The sequence below is a fragment of the Mycobacterium sp. SMC-18 genome, assembly GCF_045310895.1.
GTDB lineage: Bacteria > Actinomycetota > Actinomycetes > Mycobacteriales > Mycobacteriaceae > Mycobacterium.
The window spans coordinates 23,262-37,497 of the sequence record NZ_JBJIAL010000004.1; the positions used below are offsets into that span (position 1 = coordinate 23,262).

The window sequence follows — 14,236 nt, forward strand, 5'->3', positions numbered from 1 at the left end:
GAAGATTCCGTTCTGTTCGGTTGTTGCGAAGCGGCGTTGTCGTGGGGTCATGCCGCCGTGCTGCGCCCGGTCGGCAGAGACGGGGCGCCGGTGTCGACGAATGCGCGGATGGTGCGGCCCATGTCGGATATGGCGGCCCGGGCATCGGGAAGGACGTCGGCCCCGGCGTGGAAGACGTGCAGTGCGCGATCCCAGATCTGCAGCGTGCAGGGCACCGCGGCCGCGCGGCAGCACTGAGCCAGTTGTTCGGCGTCGGCCAGGAGTACTTCGGTCGAGCCCACCTGGATGAAAACCGGTGGGAGCCCGGTGAAGTCGTGGTTCACCGGCGACCAGCGCGGGTCCAGCTCCCCGCCGGCCGCGAAACCGACCAGGGCGGGGACCGAGAGGGTGAAGGCCGACAACACGGCGTCCGTCCGATCGTTGGCGTGGGCGAGCCTGCGGGCCGGATCGAATTCGGCCCACGGCGCGATGGCGACGATGCCGCCGGGCATCGGCAGACGGCGCTCGCGTGCGGCCAGCGCCGCGGCGAAGGCCAGGCCACCGCCCGCGGAATCGCCGGCGAACACGATCTTTTCGGGAGCGAAGCCCAACCCGAGCAGATGCTGGTAGGCATCCAGCGCGTCGGCGACGGTGTCGGTGATGTGGGCCGCCGGCAGCTGCCGGTAGTCGACGTTGAGCAGCGGGATACCCGCGGCGCGGGCGATACGGCCCGCGATCCGGCGATGGCTGTGCAGTCCACCAGCCACAAAACCACCGCCGTGGAAGTAGAGGATGGCACCGCCGGTGACGTCGTCGGGGCCGGCGATCGTCTTGTGCCACAGCCATTCCGCGCGGCAGGTGGCGAAGCGCAGGGCGCGGCGGCGGGTGCCGCGCGGCGGCCGTAGCGGGACGGTGATCAACTCGGCGAGATTGGCGATGCGGAACGCGGGCGTGCCGCGCAGCGTACCGCGCCAGGCCAACCGGGCGATACCGTCGAGTGCGGGCCGAATCGTCCTGCGGCCCAACGCATCGGCGACGCGCAGTGACCGGCTTGCGCGGCTGGGCAACTCGATGGTCACCGAATCGATCGCGCTCATGCGTGCATTCCCGCGGTGGTGGCCGGGATTTCGTAGCGGTAGTCGTCCAGCGGGAATCTGCGGTTTCCGCGGCTGGCCTCGAAGAAACCGGAGGGACGGATGTATGTGGTGTCGCCCTGCGAGTTCCGGTAGTAGGTGGGCACGTGGCCGTTGAGGTCGCCGAGGTAGTAGCGCAACGGTTCCGCACGTCGATAGGTGGTGCGATGGTAGGCAGCGGCGGCCTCCGGGCGAATCTCGCAGACGTGCGCCGCACGGCGGCGGGTCTCGGTGATCGCGCGGACGGCGTGGTCCGCGGTCATCTCGACGAATGCGTGCCAGCCCGAACCGGTCCACGAGTACGGGCCGCACAGCGTCCACCGGTTGGGCAGGCCCGGCACCGAGACGCTCTCGTACGCCTGCAGGCCTTCCTCGTTGTAGAACTTGGCGAGATCGAAACCGCCCCGGCCCACGACCGTTCCCGGGCGATACGTCTCCGGGTCGGAGAACACCTCGTAGCCGGTGGCCAGGATCAGCACGTCCAGCTTGTGGAGCATTCCGTCGCGGGTCCGGACGCCGGTCGGCGTGATCTTCTCGATGGGATCGGTCACCAGCGACACGTTGGTGCGGTTGTAGGCCTGCAGATATCCGTTGGACATGGTCGGCCGTTTGGCGAGCAGACCGAAGTTCGGCGTCAGCTTCGCGCTGGTTTCCGGATCGTGCACCGTTCTGGCCACGAATCTGCCGTAGCCGCGGATGCAGAGCGCGTCGGCTCGATCCAGCGTCGAATGCGAGGTCCGCAGTGCCCCACGGAGAATCAGGTCGACCACGACCAGCACGCCGCCGTGGATCGTGGCCTGCACGCCGGGGAAAGCCAGCACCTTCTTCATCACCGCCGGTACCCGGAAGTCGGGCTTGGGAATGGACCAGACCGGCGTGCGCTGGAACACCGTCAGATGGCCGACCTCCGGTGCGATCGCCGGAATGATCTGCACCGCACTGGCTCCCGTGCCGATGATGCCGACGGCCTTGCCGGTCATGTCGTAGTCGTGGTCCCAATCGGTCGGCCGCTGCACCTTGCCCTTGAACGATTTCGCACCGGCAATCCCGACGTCCTCCTTGGGCCGGACGAACGCGCCCACCGCGCTGATGACGAACCGTGCCGTGACGACGGAACCGTCGGCGGCATGCAGCTTCCAGAAGTTACCGGTGTCGTCCCACTCCTCCCGTTCGACGTTGGTATTGAACCGGATACGCGGGTACAGCCCGTACTTTCGGGCCACATCGACGTGGTACTGCTTGACCTCCGCGCCTTTGGCGAAGAAACGATCCCAGTTGGCGTTGCGCGCGAACGAGTACTGATACGCGATGGTCGGGATGTCCACGCCGAGACCCGGGTAGTGGTTCTCGTGCCAGCTGCCGCCGACATCGTCGGCGCGCTCCAGGATGACGAAGTCGTCGATGCCGGCCTTGCGGAGCTTCACGCCCGCGGCGATACCGCCGGGCCCGGCGCCGATGACGGCGACCTCGAATTGCGGCGTCGTACTCATGCGCTCACCCCTTCGGGCACGTGCACGGTGTTGCGGGTGAAACGGTAGTCCGACAGCGGGAAATGCCGGTTCGCCCAACGCATCTCCAGAACCGTGGTCGGGCGGAACGCCGCGGCGTCGCCGTGATGATTGAGGTAATACGTGTTGGAGCCGCCACACGCCGAGGTCATCAGGGGAGTTCCGGCGACGCGCTTCTGCATGTCCGCGAAGAAGCGGTCGTGCGGCTCCTGCTTGACCTCGACGCGGGTGGCGCCACGCTGCCGGGCCTCGGTGATCACGCGCACGGCGTGGTCCCCGGTCGACTCGATCAACACCAGATACGAGCCCGGGGCGTAGGCGTACGGCCCGATGACGAGGAAGGCGTTGGGGAACTTCGGTGCCGAGACGCCCTGGTACGCCTGGTAGCGGTTGGCCTCCCAGAACTCGTTGAGATCGACGCCGTCACGGCCCAGGGTCGGGAACGGCGGCGTGCTGCCCTTGGCCATGACCTTGAATCCGGTGGCGCACACCAACACATCGATGTCGTGCGCCGCGCCGCCCTCGGTCACCACCGCGTCGGGGGTGACCTTCTCGATGGGGTCGGTCACCAGATCGACGTGCGGCAGGTTGTAGGTCTTGAAGTACTCGTTGTGCATCGACGGTCGCTTGCAGCCCAGCAGGTACTTCGGGGTGAGCTTCTCGCGCGTCACCGGATCCTTGACCTGCGTGCGCATCCAGAGTTTCAGCGCGGCTTCGGCGCCGCGGATGAGCGGCTGCATCCGCCGCCCGTGCAGCATGCCGGCGCCGACACCGAGTTCGACGCCCACCATGCCGATCGCGCGCAACGGCGCGCGCAGTATCGGGGTGCCCAGCACCGCCCTGGTGACCCGGCCCGTGTGCCAATCCGGCTTGGGCGCGACCCAGATCGGGGTGCGCTGGAACACCGTGAGGTGGGCGGCGACTTTGGCGACCTCCGGAATCAGTTGCAGCGCACTGGCGCCCGTGCCGATGACGCCGACCCGCTTACCGCGCAGATCGACGCTGTGATCCCAGGCGGCGGTGTGCAGCACCGTCCCGCCGAAGCTGTCGATGCCTGCGATATCCGGGAGGTTCGGCACCTCCAGGCCGCCGATGCCCGCGATGATGAACCGGGCCGTCACCTCGCCGGAATCGGTACTGACGTGCCAGATGTCGTTCGCCTCGTCGAACCGGCATCCGGTGACCGTGGTGTTCAGGCGCAGCTTCGGCCGCAGCCCGTGGGCATCCACGACCTCCTCGGCGTACGCCTGAATTTCATGGCCCGGGGCGAAAAGCCGCGACCAGTCGCCTTTTTGGTGATAGCTGAACTGATAGATGAACGACGGAATGTCGACCGCGACGCCGGGGTAGTGGTTGGCGTGCCACGTCCCGCCGACCTTGTCCCACTTGTCGAGGATGACGAAGTTCTCGATGCCGGCCTGCCGGAGCCGGACGCCGGCGTTGATGCCGCCGAAGCCCGCACCGATGACGACGACCTCGAATTCGGGGCTGGATGGCATTGTCATATCTCCTATTTCCCGGTCAGCCGGGCGAGTGCCTTGCCGGCGACCGGGATCACGGATTCGATGCGGTCGAAGGACGCGCGCGCGAGAACTGCGCGCGTGAGGCTGGGGGAGAACCGGAACAGCCCGTACAGCAGCCAAGATTCCGGTGCGACCGGTACGACGGCCGAATTCCACCGCACGGCCCGTTCGATCGCCCGGGCCACCTTCAGCGGTGAGGTGTAGGCATATCGCTGCATACCGCCCGCGCTCTCGCGCCACGCCGCCTGCTGCTCCGCGGTGAGCCCGGCCCGTTGGCCGTTGGCGAGCAGGTTGGTCCGGATGGCGCCCGGGCAGATCGCGGTGACGCCGATCCCTTTGCTGCGCAACTCCACTCGTAACGCCTGCGAGGCCATCAGGACGGCCGACTTCGCGACGCCGTACGCGGGCTCGAGCCCCGATGGAAAGTACGCGGCCGCCGACGACAGATTCACGATATGGCCGGGAATCCCGTCGTCGATCATCTGTTGCGCGAACACCCGTGACCCGTAGATGACGCTCATCAGGTTGATGTCGATCTCGCGCTGCCACTGCGCGGCGTTCATCTCCACGAACCCGCCGAGGTCCATGACGCCGGCGTTGTTGATCAGCACGTGGGGTGCACCGAAGTGGGCAAACATCCACTCGCCGAAGGCCTCCCACTCGTCTTCGGCAGCCACGTCCAGCCGGTAGGCGACGGCTTGGCCGCCTGCGCCGACGATCTGTTCGGCCGTCTCCTTCGCGGCCGGCATGTCGATGTCGGCGACGACGACCCGACCGCCTTTGGCGGCGAACAGCTTTGCCGTCTCACGCCCGATACCGGCTCCCGCGCCGGTGACGATGACATTCTTCATCGCTTCCCTCCGAACAGCCTGCCTGACAGGGCGACTGCCTTGTCGGCGATCGACATCGTGAACAGGCCGTAGAGGCCGCGAGCGGCGCTCGGCGACAGCCGGTACAGGTACCAGCCGGCCCAGGCCTCGACGCCGACCGGGACCGTCGAGAGATTCCAGCGCACCGCGCGTTCGATCGCGGCAGCCACCCGGTCGGGGGACCGGCCGATGTAACGGTGCCCGGCGGCGAGCTTGGCCGCCCAGTCCGAACTGTCGCTGTCGTCGACTCCGCCGCGAGTCCCGTTGGCCGCCAGGCTGGTTCGGATCAGCCCAGGGCAGATCGCGCTGACGCTGATGCCCTTGTCGCCGAACTCCGCACGTAGTGCCTGGGTGCCGAACCACGCACCGGCCTTGGCGACCACATACGAGGGGGCGATGGGCGTCGGCATGAAGGCGCCGACCGAACACACGTTGACGATGTGGCCGCGCACCCCGGCGTCGGCCATGCGCTGCACGAACAACCGGGATCCCACCAGTGGGCTCATCATGTTGATCTGGATCATCCGCCGCCAGTCCGCGTTGGACTGCTCCAGGAAGCCGCCCCCGATGAGGATGCCGGCGTTGTTGACGACGACGTCGGGGACGCCGTGTTCGGCGCACACCCGGTCGGTGAAGTCCTCCCAGTCGGTGAGGTCGGCGACGTCGAGCCGACGGAACACCGCGCGGCCACCCGCGTCCTGGATGAAGTCGACCGTTTCCTTGCCGGTCTGCTCGTTGATGTCGGCCACCACGACCTCGGAGCCGTTGCGGGCGAACCGTACGGCCGTCGCACGCCCGATGCCGCTGCCGGCACCCGTCACCACTGCCACTGTCATGGCCGGCATCCGTCGGCGGCGCTGGGCGAGCTGTGTGTATCGGTCATTTCGACTCCTCGGGTCGGCCTCATGAAAAGAGTTGAGCGGTAATCAGTTTCGGTAGGCGGGAATGCGTCGCCGGGCCTACGCCGTGCTCATCGCGGGCATCGCCAGGGCGCCGCCGTCGGGCTGCTTGCCGTGGAGCCGATGTCACATTTCGGATAGTAGCCCTATTTGAATATTGGGGCAATATCAAATTTGGAACGCGCCGAGGCGGTAGTCTGGCCTCTCGTCGGCGACCGGTTGGCGGACCTGCGGAGGACACTGTGGCGGCTCGGAAAGTGTTGACACGCGCAGAGAGTCAGGCGCAGACGCGCCAGGATGTGCTCGATTCGGCGGCGCGGCTCTTCTATGCGAACGGCTATCACGGCACCTCCATCGCGGCCATCGCGGCCGACGCCGGGCGCACCATCGGCGCTGTCTACAGCAACTTCGCGGGCAAAGAGGCGCTGTGCCTCGAAGTCCTCCGCACGAGGTACCTCGCGGAAACCACCAAATTGCTGGAAATGCTTGTCGGCGAATCTGATTCGATGGACGACAGGTTCGGGGCGCTGGCGACCTGGTGGTCTCGGTTGTCCTCGGACATCCCGCTCACGGTGCTCGGTTCGGAGTACCTGTTGAGCACCCTGGGAGACCCGGAGCAGACCGCCGGGACGAGGGAAACCATCGACCGGTTCCGGGAGTCGGTCCGGGTGATGGTCGAGGACCTGATACCCGAGGGCGTCGACGCCGCCGACCCGCGCTTGGACGAGGCGATCGACGCCATCGTCGCGACCGGAAGCGGATTGGCGATATCTCAGGCGATCGGGATTGCCGACGCCGACCAGAGCGCGGCGCTGCTGGTCACCACGCTGCGGATGTGGATGGATCGGTTGGCCACACCGCAGACCGCGGATGATCAGCCCGACAAGCCCGGGCCGACGAAACGCAAGCGGGTCGGCACCAAGAACACCAGGAAGCCGCCGTCGCCCAGCCGCTGAGCGCGCCGACCGCGTTGGCACACCGCGACATCCGGTGATCCCGTGGTTGTCCGGTGCCGGGATCTGGCAACCTCGACACATGTTCGTGCGAACACTCGTCGCCTTGGGCGCGCTGCTGTCGGTCGGGAACTTCGGGCCGGACCTCGGCGCGGCCTCGGCCGCACCACAGCCCGCCCCGCCGCCGGTGTCACCCCAGGCCGCCGCGGCCGGACTGATCGACGTCCGGACCGTCGTCCCCGACGCGGTGATCGACCTGCGCTACGCCACCCCGAACAACTTCGTCGGTATCCCGCTGTATCCCGCCGATGCCCGGTGCCTGATCCATGAGTCCATGGCACCGGGGCTGGCCACCGCCGCCCGGATTCTGCGCGCGCACGGCGAGGTGCTGACGTTCTGGGACTGCTACCGACCGCATGACGTGCAGGTCCGGATGTTCCAGGCCGTGCCGGACCCGAACTGGGTCGCCAAACCCAGCCAGTTCGCACGCAGCCACGAGTCCGGTCGGTCGGTGGACGTCACCATCACCGGCGTCGACATGGGCACCGATTTCGATGACTTCACGCCGCGCGCGACGGCCTACGCGACCACGGGCGTCACCCCGGCACAGCAGGCCAACCGCGCGCGACTGCGCGACGCCATGGTCGCCGGCGGGCTGACTGTGTACCCGGGGGAGTGGTGGCACTTCAACGGCCCGGGCGCATCCGAGCCGCGCCCGATCCTCGACGTGCCGGTGAACTGAGTCAGCCGGCGACCAACTGCGCCAGCAGGGCCCGGTGGTCGGAACCGGGTACCTGCAGCGTCCGCAGCGACGTGGCCACGTAGCCGCGCGTGAGGATGTGGTCGACCGCGAAGACCGGTGGCGCGACGATGTCGGACGGATGCGTGCGCACCACCCCGGCGCCGGCCTGTGCGCCGGCGTCCTGATAGCCCTGCCGCAGCAGCCGGCGGAATTCCCGCATGTCCGGAGTCGCGTTCAGGTCACCGGCGAGCAGCACGGGGCCCGTGCTTGCCCGGGCGGCCGTCAGCAACGTGCCCGCCAGCCGCGCCAGGTCGTCGCGCCAGCCCTGTAGCGGGTCGGGCCAGGGTGCGGACAGGTGCACGGTCAGCACCCGGGTGGGGGCGGGTGCCTCGGGCAGGTGGACGTCGGCGGCCAGCATTCCCAGCCAGAAGCCGTCGTCGATGCGGATGTCACTGATCGGGTGACGGCTCCAGAGCCCGACGCCCCCGGGTTCGTCCATCTCGCGCAGCGCCCGGTGCGGGAACAGCCGGTCGAGCCCGGCCGCCTCCAGCCGCGCCAGCGCCGCGGGCGTGAGTTCTTGCAGCGCAACGATATCCGCGCTCTCCTCGGCGTACCGGACGACGGCTTCGGCGTCGGCCCGCCCGTAGCGCAGATTGGCCGACAGGAACCGCAGGGCCGTCCCCGACGGCGCCTGCGCGCGGCGGAACAGGGGCAGTTGTATGACGGCCGCGACGACGGTGGTGCCGATCGCGACCGCTGTCAGCAGCCAGTTTCCTGCCGCCCCGAACAGGATGGCGGCCACCGGGGCGCCGATGAGCGCATACGGGGCGCCGGCGGCCAGGGCCAACAGTGTTCGGTTGACAATCGGAATCCACCGCACCGCGACGCCGGCCACCGCTGCGCACAGCGTGATGGCACCGGCGTATGTCAGAACTGAATGCCACATCGCGATGATTTGCCTCCGCACTTCTCGTGTTGGCCGTGCCGGCTCGCGTCGAGCTGTTCCGAAAAATGTACCGGACGTATGTTCTGCCTCGTCCCGGTGACTTTGGCAACGATAATTCGTATTTGCTGAGCTCGGTAATTACGTGTGCTATATAACGCGAATGCGTGAAATCATTGGAAAATTCTGTCAGAAGTCTATCAGTGGGCTGTGAATAGATAACGGCGTTTTACCTGGTTGTTGACCATAGGTATGTTTATTTCTCCAACGGTTCTGCAGATTTGTTGCCGTCACTGGCGGTAATGTCTCCGCCATTCATCGACGGCCTCGTAACAATTCGCTGGCCGGTCGTTCGGGGTGAGGAGGACGGCATGTATTGGTCGCTGCGCGGATTGGTCCGTGCCTGTGTGTTTCGCGGCATTGTCGCGATGCTCCCGATCGCACTGGTCTGCGCGTACGCGCCGCCGTCGAGTGGGCCGGCGAATCTGACCGCCCAGATCGAGAACACCGCCGAAATCGTGTCTGCGCCGTCGACCATCGGGATCGCCGACTCGGGGCTGTACGGCCAGACCCAGGCGCAGATCGACCAGACCCTCGACACCCTGCAGTCCATCGGGGTCCAGGACATCCGGGTCTTCGTGCCGTGGATCTTCGTCGAACCTGCGCAGGGCACCTACAACTGGTCCTACATGGACATGGTCATGCAGGCGGCAGCGGCCCGGAACATGGGCGTCATGGCAGAGATCGCCAGCACACCGACATGGGCGGGCTCGTCGACGTCCATCACGGGTGCCGGCACCCCGGACCCGGCCACGTACGCGGCGTTCGCGGCCGAGGTGGCCACGCGCTACGGCTCGACCATCTCGGCGTACGAGATCTGGAACGAGCCGAATTACGTGTTGTCGTCGGATCCCATCGACGCCACTGCCTATGCGGCGCTGCTCAAGGCGGCCTACCCGGCGATCAAGGCGGTCGACCCGACCGCCACCGTGGTCGCCGGCGCGCTCGGCAGCGTCATCAGCTTCGGCAGCATCACGCTCGATCCGGTGACGTTCGTCAAGGAGATGCTGGCCGCCGGCGCGTCCGGCTACTTCGACGCGTTGTCGTTCCACCCGTATCAGGAGTCGCTGCCCTTCTCGTCGGGCGCCGGCGTCGCGAATTCCCCACTGACGCAACTGAATGCGATCTATCAGCTGCTGCAGCAGTACGGCGACGGCAACCTCAAGATCTGGATCAGTGAGTTCGGTGCGTCGACCAACGACGTCAGCGAGCAGACCCAGGCCGACCTGATCAAGAACCTGCTCGACACCTGGCAGACCCTCGCCTATGCCGGGCCGGTGTTCATCTACACCGCGCAGGACGGCGTCGCCGGTGCCGACGGCTACGGCATCTACAACGCCGACTGGACCCCGAAGCTCGCCGTCGCCGTCATCGCGGCGGCCATCAAGGAGTACGCCACCAGCGCGGCCGGAGGTGTCGGCTCGACGGTCGGTGGCATCGTCTCCGGTGTCACGGCGATAGCCCAGTCACTGGCGAGCCTGCTGAATTCGATCAGCCTGGCGATCCAGGGCGAGTTCCAGCAGTTGGGCAAGGCCATCAACGCCTGGGTCACGGCGGTCAGCTCGCACCTCAGCGGAGTCCTGCCGACCTCCACGCCGTTGGCCGCGAAGACAACCACCACGGCCACCGCCGCTACGGCATCCGTTGCGACTTCGGCCGCGACCGCCCCGGCCACCGCGGAATCCGGGACGACCGAATCCACGGAAACCACATCGACGGCAACCAAGGTGAAGAAGCGCGCCAAGGGGACCGGCGCGGACGCCGGGTCAACCGCGTCGGCGGTGTCAGACACCACCGGGGCGTCGGGTACCGCTGCGGACGGCAAGGCATCGGACGCCGCCGCGGCTGACCCGGCCGGCAAGACGTCGGGCAAGCCCCGCAAGGATGACGGATCGAGCTCGCCGTCGAAGGGCACGCGCGGCAAGGCCACCACGTCAGACAAGGCCACCACGTCCGACAAGGCCACGAAGCCGGACCGGTCAGACGCTGGGGCGTCGGACACGCCCCCACCCGTCGACAAGCGTTCGCACCGGCACCGTGACGCGAGCGCGAAATCGTCGGCATCCGGCAGCTGATCCCGAAAACGAGTAGCGCCCCCGACCTCGGGTCGGGGGCGCTACTCGTCGAAACTGCCTACGCGGCTTCCTTCTGCTTGGTGTAGGTGACCAGGCTGACGTCGAGGCACTCGTCCAGGAAGTAGAACTGGCAGCCGGTCAGATACTTCATGTACCGGTCGTAGTTCTCCTGGCCCGCGATCTCGATGGCCTTGTCCTTGGCGTGCTCCAGGTTGGCGGCCCACACGCCGAGCGTCTTGATGTAGTGGTTGCGCAGCGACAGCGGCTCGGGGACGTTGAAGCCGGCCTTCTCGCCGTGATCCACCATCATCTGGGTGCTGGGCAGCCGGCCGCCGGGGAAGATGTCGGTCGCCATGAACTTGATGAACCGGGCCATCTCGAACGTCAGCTTCTTGCCGCGCGCGGCCATGTCCATCGGGTGGTAGCTCACGCTGCTCTGGATGGTCATGCGGCCGTCGGCGGGCATGATCTCGTAGCAGTTCTTGAAGAAGTCGTCGTAGCGCTCGAAGCCGAAGTGCTCGAAGGCCTCGATCGACACGATGCGGTCCACCGGCTCGTGGAACTCTTCCCAGCCCTTCAGCAGTACGCGGTGCGAGCGGTCCGACGCGGTGTTGCTGAGCAGCTCCGTGCAGAACGCCTGCTGGTTCTTGCTCAACGTCAGGCCGATGACATTGACGTCGTACTTCTCCATGGCGCGCTGCATCGTCAGACCCCAGCCGCAGCCGATCTCCAGCAGCGTCATCCCGGGCTTGAGGTCAAGCTGTTCGAGGTGCTGGTCGACGTTGGCGAGCTGGGCCTCCTCCATCGAGACGAACGGTCCGGTGAAGTAGGCGCAGCTGTACTTGCGGGAGTTGTCCTGGAACAGCCCAAAGAAATCGTCGGACAGGTCGTAGTGCGCCTGGATGTCCTCGAAATGCGGCCGCATGTCTTTCGCCTCTGCGGACTCCTGAATCATCTGTAACACCTAACTTGACCTTCCTCACTGGGTGGTGATGCCGGTCACTAAATCACAATCGTGCCCGCACAATACCTGGCCTCCGGCCGATTCCTTGACGTTGGTGTAACGCGCCGTCACGGTCAGTCGAGACAGCAAACGTAACCGCCTTGAGGCCGGTAGCCGCGTTCATTCCCCCAGCGTGGCGGCGGCTGTGACCGGACTGATACGTCTATGGGATTTCGGCAAATGTGGTGGCCAGTTCACCGGCGATGTCGTCCCAGAGGGGCTCGGGCAGGTCATGACCCATGCCGTCGAACAACACCAACCGAGCGCGCCGGATTGCTTTGGCCACTGCTCGACCACCGCTCGGTCGCATCAGTTTATCGGCCCGACCATGGATGACGACCGTCGGGACGGTGATCATCTCGTCGTAGTGCCGCAGGCTGCCGCTGCCCAAGATGGCCCCGAAGTGGCGCGCGACGCCAACGGGGTAGTACGAGCGGTCGTAGCTTTCGGCGGCGTCGGCCTCGGCCTGGTCGAGCGGCGTCGGGTAGGCGGGGCTGCCGATGATGCGGCCGACGTTGACCGCGTTGGCGATGACGCCGGCGCGCGACGTGTCCTGCGGCCGCGTCGTGATGGCCTTGAGCTGCTTCGGGCCGGGCGGCGGCAACAGCGGCTGGTTGTTACTGGAGAAGATGACGCCGAGCGTCTTGGTCCGGTGCTGGTAGCGGGCCGCGAAGACCTGCGCGATCATGCCGCCCATCGAGCCGCCGACGATGTGTGCCTGCTCGATCTCCAGGTGATCCAGCAGTGCCGCGGCGTCGTCGGCCATGTCCTCCAGCGTGTAGACCGCGTCGCTGCGCAGGCCGGCGTACGACCGCAACATCCGGGGCAGCAGCGCCGAACCGGCGTGCCGGCCCTCGATCTTGGTGGACAGGCCCACGTCGCGGTTGTCGAACCGGATGACGCGATAACCCTTCTCGATGAGCTTGTCGCAGAAGCCTTTTCGCCACAACAGCAGCTGCGCTCCCAGGCCCATGATGAGCAGCACCGCCGGATCGTCCGGATTGCCCATGTCCTCGTAGGCGATCTCCAGGTCGCCCGAGCGGGCGAATCCGGTGCGGACCTCGGGGGTGGTGTCTCGTTCGGGCTGCATATCTACTCGTATCTCAGCGGGTGCTGTTCGATGGTCGGATTCGGCCTCCGGGGCCTACCCCTCGGATTGCCCGTCGGCGTTCTTGTGGTCGCGACTGATGTCCACCATGAAGTTGGCGAAGTAGCCCTTCAGCTGGGGGTCGCTCATCATCTGCCACCGCGGCGCCAGCAGCTTCATGTAGCGCTCGACGTACAGGAACTGCTTGCCGATCAGGACCAGCTCGCGCGGCAGCTTGACGTCGTACGCGTCGGCGAGCGCGGAAAGTTGCTTGCCGATCTCGGCGTATGACATGTCGCCCAGCGACTTCATGGTCAGCGGCGTGGCGAAGGCCTCCAGGTCCTTGGCGGCCTGGCCCTCCGGTTTGACGGTGCCGACGGCGCCCATCATGACGACGATCCGGCCGGCGGCGGCGTGGTCTTTCGAGACCAGCAGGGCGTACACGAGTTCGCGCAGCAGCCACCGGGTCCGCGGGTCGATGCGGCCCATGATGCCGAAGTCGAAGAAGACGATCTTGCCGTCCTTGTCGACGTGGAGGTTGCCGGCGTGCAGGTCGCCGTGGAACAGCCCGTGCTTGAGACCGCCCTCGAACACGCTGAACAGCAGCGCCTTGACCAGTTCCTCTCCGTCGAACCCGGCCTTGCGGATGGCGGCGGCGTCGTCGATGCGGATGCCCTCGATGCGTTCCATGGTGAGCACGCGTTCGCTGGTCAGGTCCCAGTAGACCTGGGCGACGCGGATGTTCTGGCCCAGCGGCGAGGCGTGCATGTGCGCCACCCAGGCGTCCATGGACTGCGCCTCGAGCCGGAAGTCGAGTTCCTCGGCGAGGTTGTCGGCGAAGTCGGCGACCACGTCCTGCGCGGACAGGCGCTGGCCCAGCTTGGCCAGTTCGGCGAGCTGCGCGCCGCGCTTGAGGATCTGCAGATCGGCGGCGACGCGTCGGCGGATGCCGGGCCGCTGGATCTTGACGACGACCTCTTCGCCCGAATGCAGCGTCGCATAGTGCACCTGCGCAATCGAGGCGGATGCGAACGGCTCATCGTCGAAGCTGGCGAAGAGGTCGGCCGGGTCGCCGCCGAGCTCCTCACGCAGGAGCTTGTGGACCTCGTCCCTGTCGGCGGGCGGGACCCGGTCGAGCAGGCTGCGGAATTCCCGGCTCAGGGGCTCGCCGAAGGCGCCGGGGCTGGACGCGATGATCTGGCCGAGCTTGACGTACGTCGGGCCCAGGTCGGAGAAGGCCTGCGGGACCTGCTTGATCACCTTCTGCTGCAGGCTGCCCTTGGAGAAGGCGCTGCCGACGACGCGTACGCCGGTGCGGGCGATTTGCCAGCCGGTGGCCCCGATGCGGGCGGCTTCGACGGGCAGCGGCACCCGGTCCAGCCGGGCACCCTCACGGTGCGGTGTCTTCGAACCCATGGGTGAAGTGTCTCAAAACCGCGGGTACTGCCAAAAAGGTGTGCTG

Annotated in this window: 12 protein-coding genes; 3 read left to right on the plus strand and 9 right to left on the minus strand. The window is 66.9% G+C overall.

What is annotated here, in order from left to right; genetic code table 11:
- Positions 1 to 47: 47 nt before the first annotated feature.
- Genes ACJH6J_RS04595 through ACJH6J_RS04615 form a run of 5 tightly spaced genes read right to left on the minus strand, consistent with a single transcriptional unit; the run spans position 48 to position 5,848 of the window.
- Positions 48 to 1,076, minus strand: a complete 1,029-nt coding sequence (locus ACJH6J_RS04595) for an alpha/beta hydrolase (protein WP_406803578.1) — start codon at positions 1,074 to 1,076, stop codon at positions 48 to 50.
- Positions 1,073 to 2,602 (minus strand): flavin-containing monooxygenase, encoded by a 1,530-nt coding sequence (locus tag ACJH6J_RS04600; RefSeq protein WP_406803579.1) that lies wholly within the window; start codon positions 2,600 to 2,602, stop codon positions 1,073 to 1,075. Before ACJH6J_RS04600 ends, ACJH6J_RS04595 begins: the two co-directional genes overlap by 4 nt.
- Entirely contained in the window at positions 2,599 to 4,125 is a 1,527-nt protein-coding gene (locus tag ACJH6J_RS04605; RefSeq protein WP_406803580.1) for a flavin-containing monooxygenase, read from the minus strand. Before ACJH6J_RS04605 ends, ACJH6J_RS04600 begins: the two co-directional genes overlap by 4 nt.
- 5 nt (positions 4,126 to 4,130) lie before the next feature.
- Positions 4,131 to 4,994, minus strand: a complete 864-nt coding sequence (locus ACJH6J_RS04610; protein WP_406803581.1) for an SDR family NAD(P)-dependent oxidoreductase — start codon at positions 4,992 to 4,994, stop codon at positions 4,131 to 4,133.
- Positions 4,991 to 5,848 carry an SDR family NAD(P)-dependent oxidoreductase gene (locus ACJH6J_RS04615; protein WP_406803582.1) on the minus strand — a complete coding sequence of 286 codons (858 nt, stop codon included), beginning with the start codon at positions 5,846 to 5,848 and terminating at the stop codon, positions 4,991 to 4,993. Before ACJH6J_RS04615 ends, ACJH6J_RS04610 begins: the two co-directional genes overlap by 4 nt.
- Before the next feature lie 320 nt (positions 5,849 to 6,168).
- Here ACJH6J_RS04615 and ACJH6J_RS04620 point away from each other — a divergent pair, with 320 nt between their 5' ends.
- Entirely contained in the window at positions 6,169 to 6,867 is a 699-nt protein-coding gene (locus ACJH6J_RS04620; protein ID WP_406803583.1) for a TetR/AcrR family transcriptional regulator, read from the plus strand.
- Between the two features lie 79 nt (positions 6,868 to 6,946).
- The gene (locus tag ACJH6J_RS04625; RefSeq protein ID WP_406803584.1) at positions 6,947 to 7,606 is read left to right on the plus strand and encodes a M15 family metallopeptidase; all 660 of its coding nucleotides are present in this window, start codon (positions 6,947 to 6,949) and stop codon (positions 7,604 to 7,606) included.
- Position 7,607: 1 nt separating this feature from the next.
- Here the strand turns inward: ACJH6J_RS04625 and ACJH6J_RS04630 are convergent, their stop codons facing one another.
- Positions 7,608 to 8,552: an endonuclease/exonuclease/phosphatase family protein gene (locus tag ACJH6J_RS04630; RefSeq protein WP_406803585.1), complete on the minus strand. Its 945-nt coding sequence runs from the start codon at positions 8,550 to 8,552 to the stop codon at positions 7,608 to 7,610.
- A gap of 368 nt (positions 8,553 to 8,920) precedes the next feature.
- Between ACJH6J_RS04630 and ACJH6J_RS04635 the strand changes: the two genes are divergently transcribed.
- Positions 8,921 to 10,684, plus strand: coding sequence for a cellulase family glycosylhydrolase (locus ACJH6J_RS04635; protein ID WP_406803586.1), 1,764 nt, complete (start codon positions 8,921 to 8,923; stop codon positions 10,682 to 10,684).
- 58 nt (positions 10,685 to 10,742) lie between these two features.
- On the opposite strand, the gene ACJH6J_RS04640 is transcribed toward ACJH6J_RS04635, so the two are convergent.
- From ACJH6J_RS04640 to ACJH6J_RS04650, 3 genes are all read right to left on the minus strand, one after another.
- A complete protein-coding gene (locus tag ACJH6J_RS04640) occupies positions 10,743 to 11,639 on the minus strand; it encodes a cyclopropane mycolic acid synthase family methyltransferase (RefSeq protein ID WP_212806953.1) in 897 nt (298 codons plus the stop codon).
- Between the two features lie 211 nt (positions 11,640 to 11,850).
- A complete protein-coding gene (locus tag ACJH6J_RS04645) occupies positions 11,851 to 12,777 on the minus strand; it encodes an alpha/beta fold hydrolase (RefSeq protein ID WP_406803587.1) in 927 nt (308 codons plus the stop codon).
- A 54-nt stretch (positions 12,778 to 12,831) separates the two neighbouring features.
- On the minus strand, positions 12,832 to 14,190 hold the full coding sequence (locus ACJH6J_RS04650) for an ABC1 kinase family protein (RefSeq protein WP_406803588.1): 1,359 nt from the start codon (positions 14,188 to 14,190) through the stop codon (positions 12,832 to 12,834).
- Positions 14,191 to 14,236: the final 46 nt, after the last annotated feature.

What these genes read in the sequence shown, in the direction of transcription:
- ACJH6J_RS04595 (WP_406803578.1), bottom strand. Translation starts at nt 1,076, where the DNA reads ATGAGCGCGATCGATTCGGTGACCATCGAGTTGCCCAGCCGCGCAAGC.
- ACJH6J_RS04600 (WP_406803579.1), bottom strand. Translation starts at nt 2,602, where the DNA reads ATGAGTACGACGCCGCAATTCGAGGTCGCCGTCATCGGCGCCGGGCCC.
- ACJH6J_RS04605 (WP_406803580.1), bottom strand. Translation starts at nt 4,125, where the DNA reads ATGACAATGCCATCCAGCCCCGAATTCGAGGTCGTCGTCATCGGTGCG.
- ACJH6J_RS04610 (WP_406803581.1), bottom strand. Translation starts at nt 4,994, where the DNA reads ATGAAGAATGTCATCGTCACCGGCGCGGGAGCCGGTATCGGGCGTGAG.
- ACJH6J_RS04615 (WP_406803582.1), bottom strand. Translation starts at nt 5,848, where the DNA reads ATGACAGTGGCAGTGGTGACGGGTGCCGGCAGCGGCATCGGGCGTGCG.
- ACJH6J_RS04625 (WP_406803584.1), top strand. Translation starts at nt 6,947, where the DNA reads ATGTTCGTGCGAACACTCGTCGCCTTGGGCGCGCTGCTGTCGGTCGGG.
- ACJH6J_RS04630 (WP_406803585.1), bottom strand. Translation starts at nt 8,552, where the DNA reads ATGTGGCATTCAGTTCTGACATACGCCGGTGCCATCACGCTGTGCGCA.
- ACJH6J_RS04635 (WP_406803586.1), top strand. Translation starts at nt 8,921, where the DNA reads ATGTATTGGTCGCTGCGCGGATTGGTCCGTGCCTGTGTGTTTCGCGGC.
- ACJH6J_RS04640 (WP_212806953.1), bottom strand. Translation starts at nt 11,639, where the DNA reads ATGATTCAGGAGTCCGCAGAGGCGAAAGACATGCGGCCGCATTTCGAG.
- ACJH6J_RS04645 (WP_406803587.1), bottom strand. Translation starts at nt 12,777, where the DNA reads ATGCAGCCCGAACGAGACACCACCCCCGAGGTCCGCACCGGATTCGCC.
- ACJH6J_RS04650 (WP_406803588.1), bottom strand. Translation starts at nt 14,190, where the DNA reads ATGGGTTCGAAGACACCGCACCGTGAGGGTGCCCGGCTGGACCGGGTG.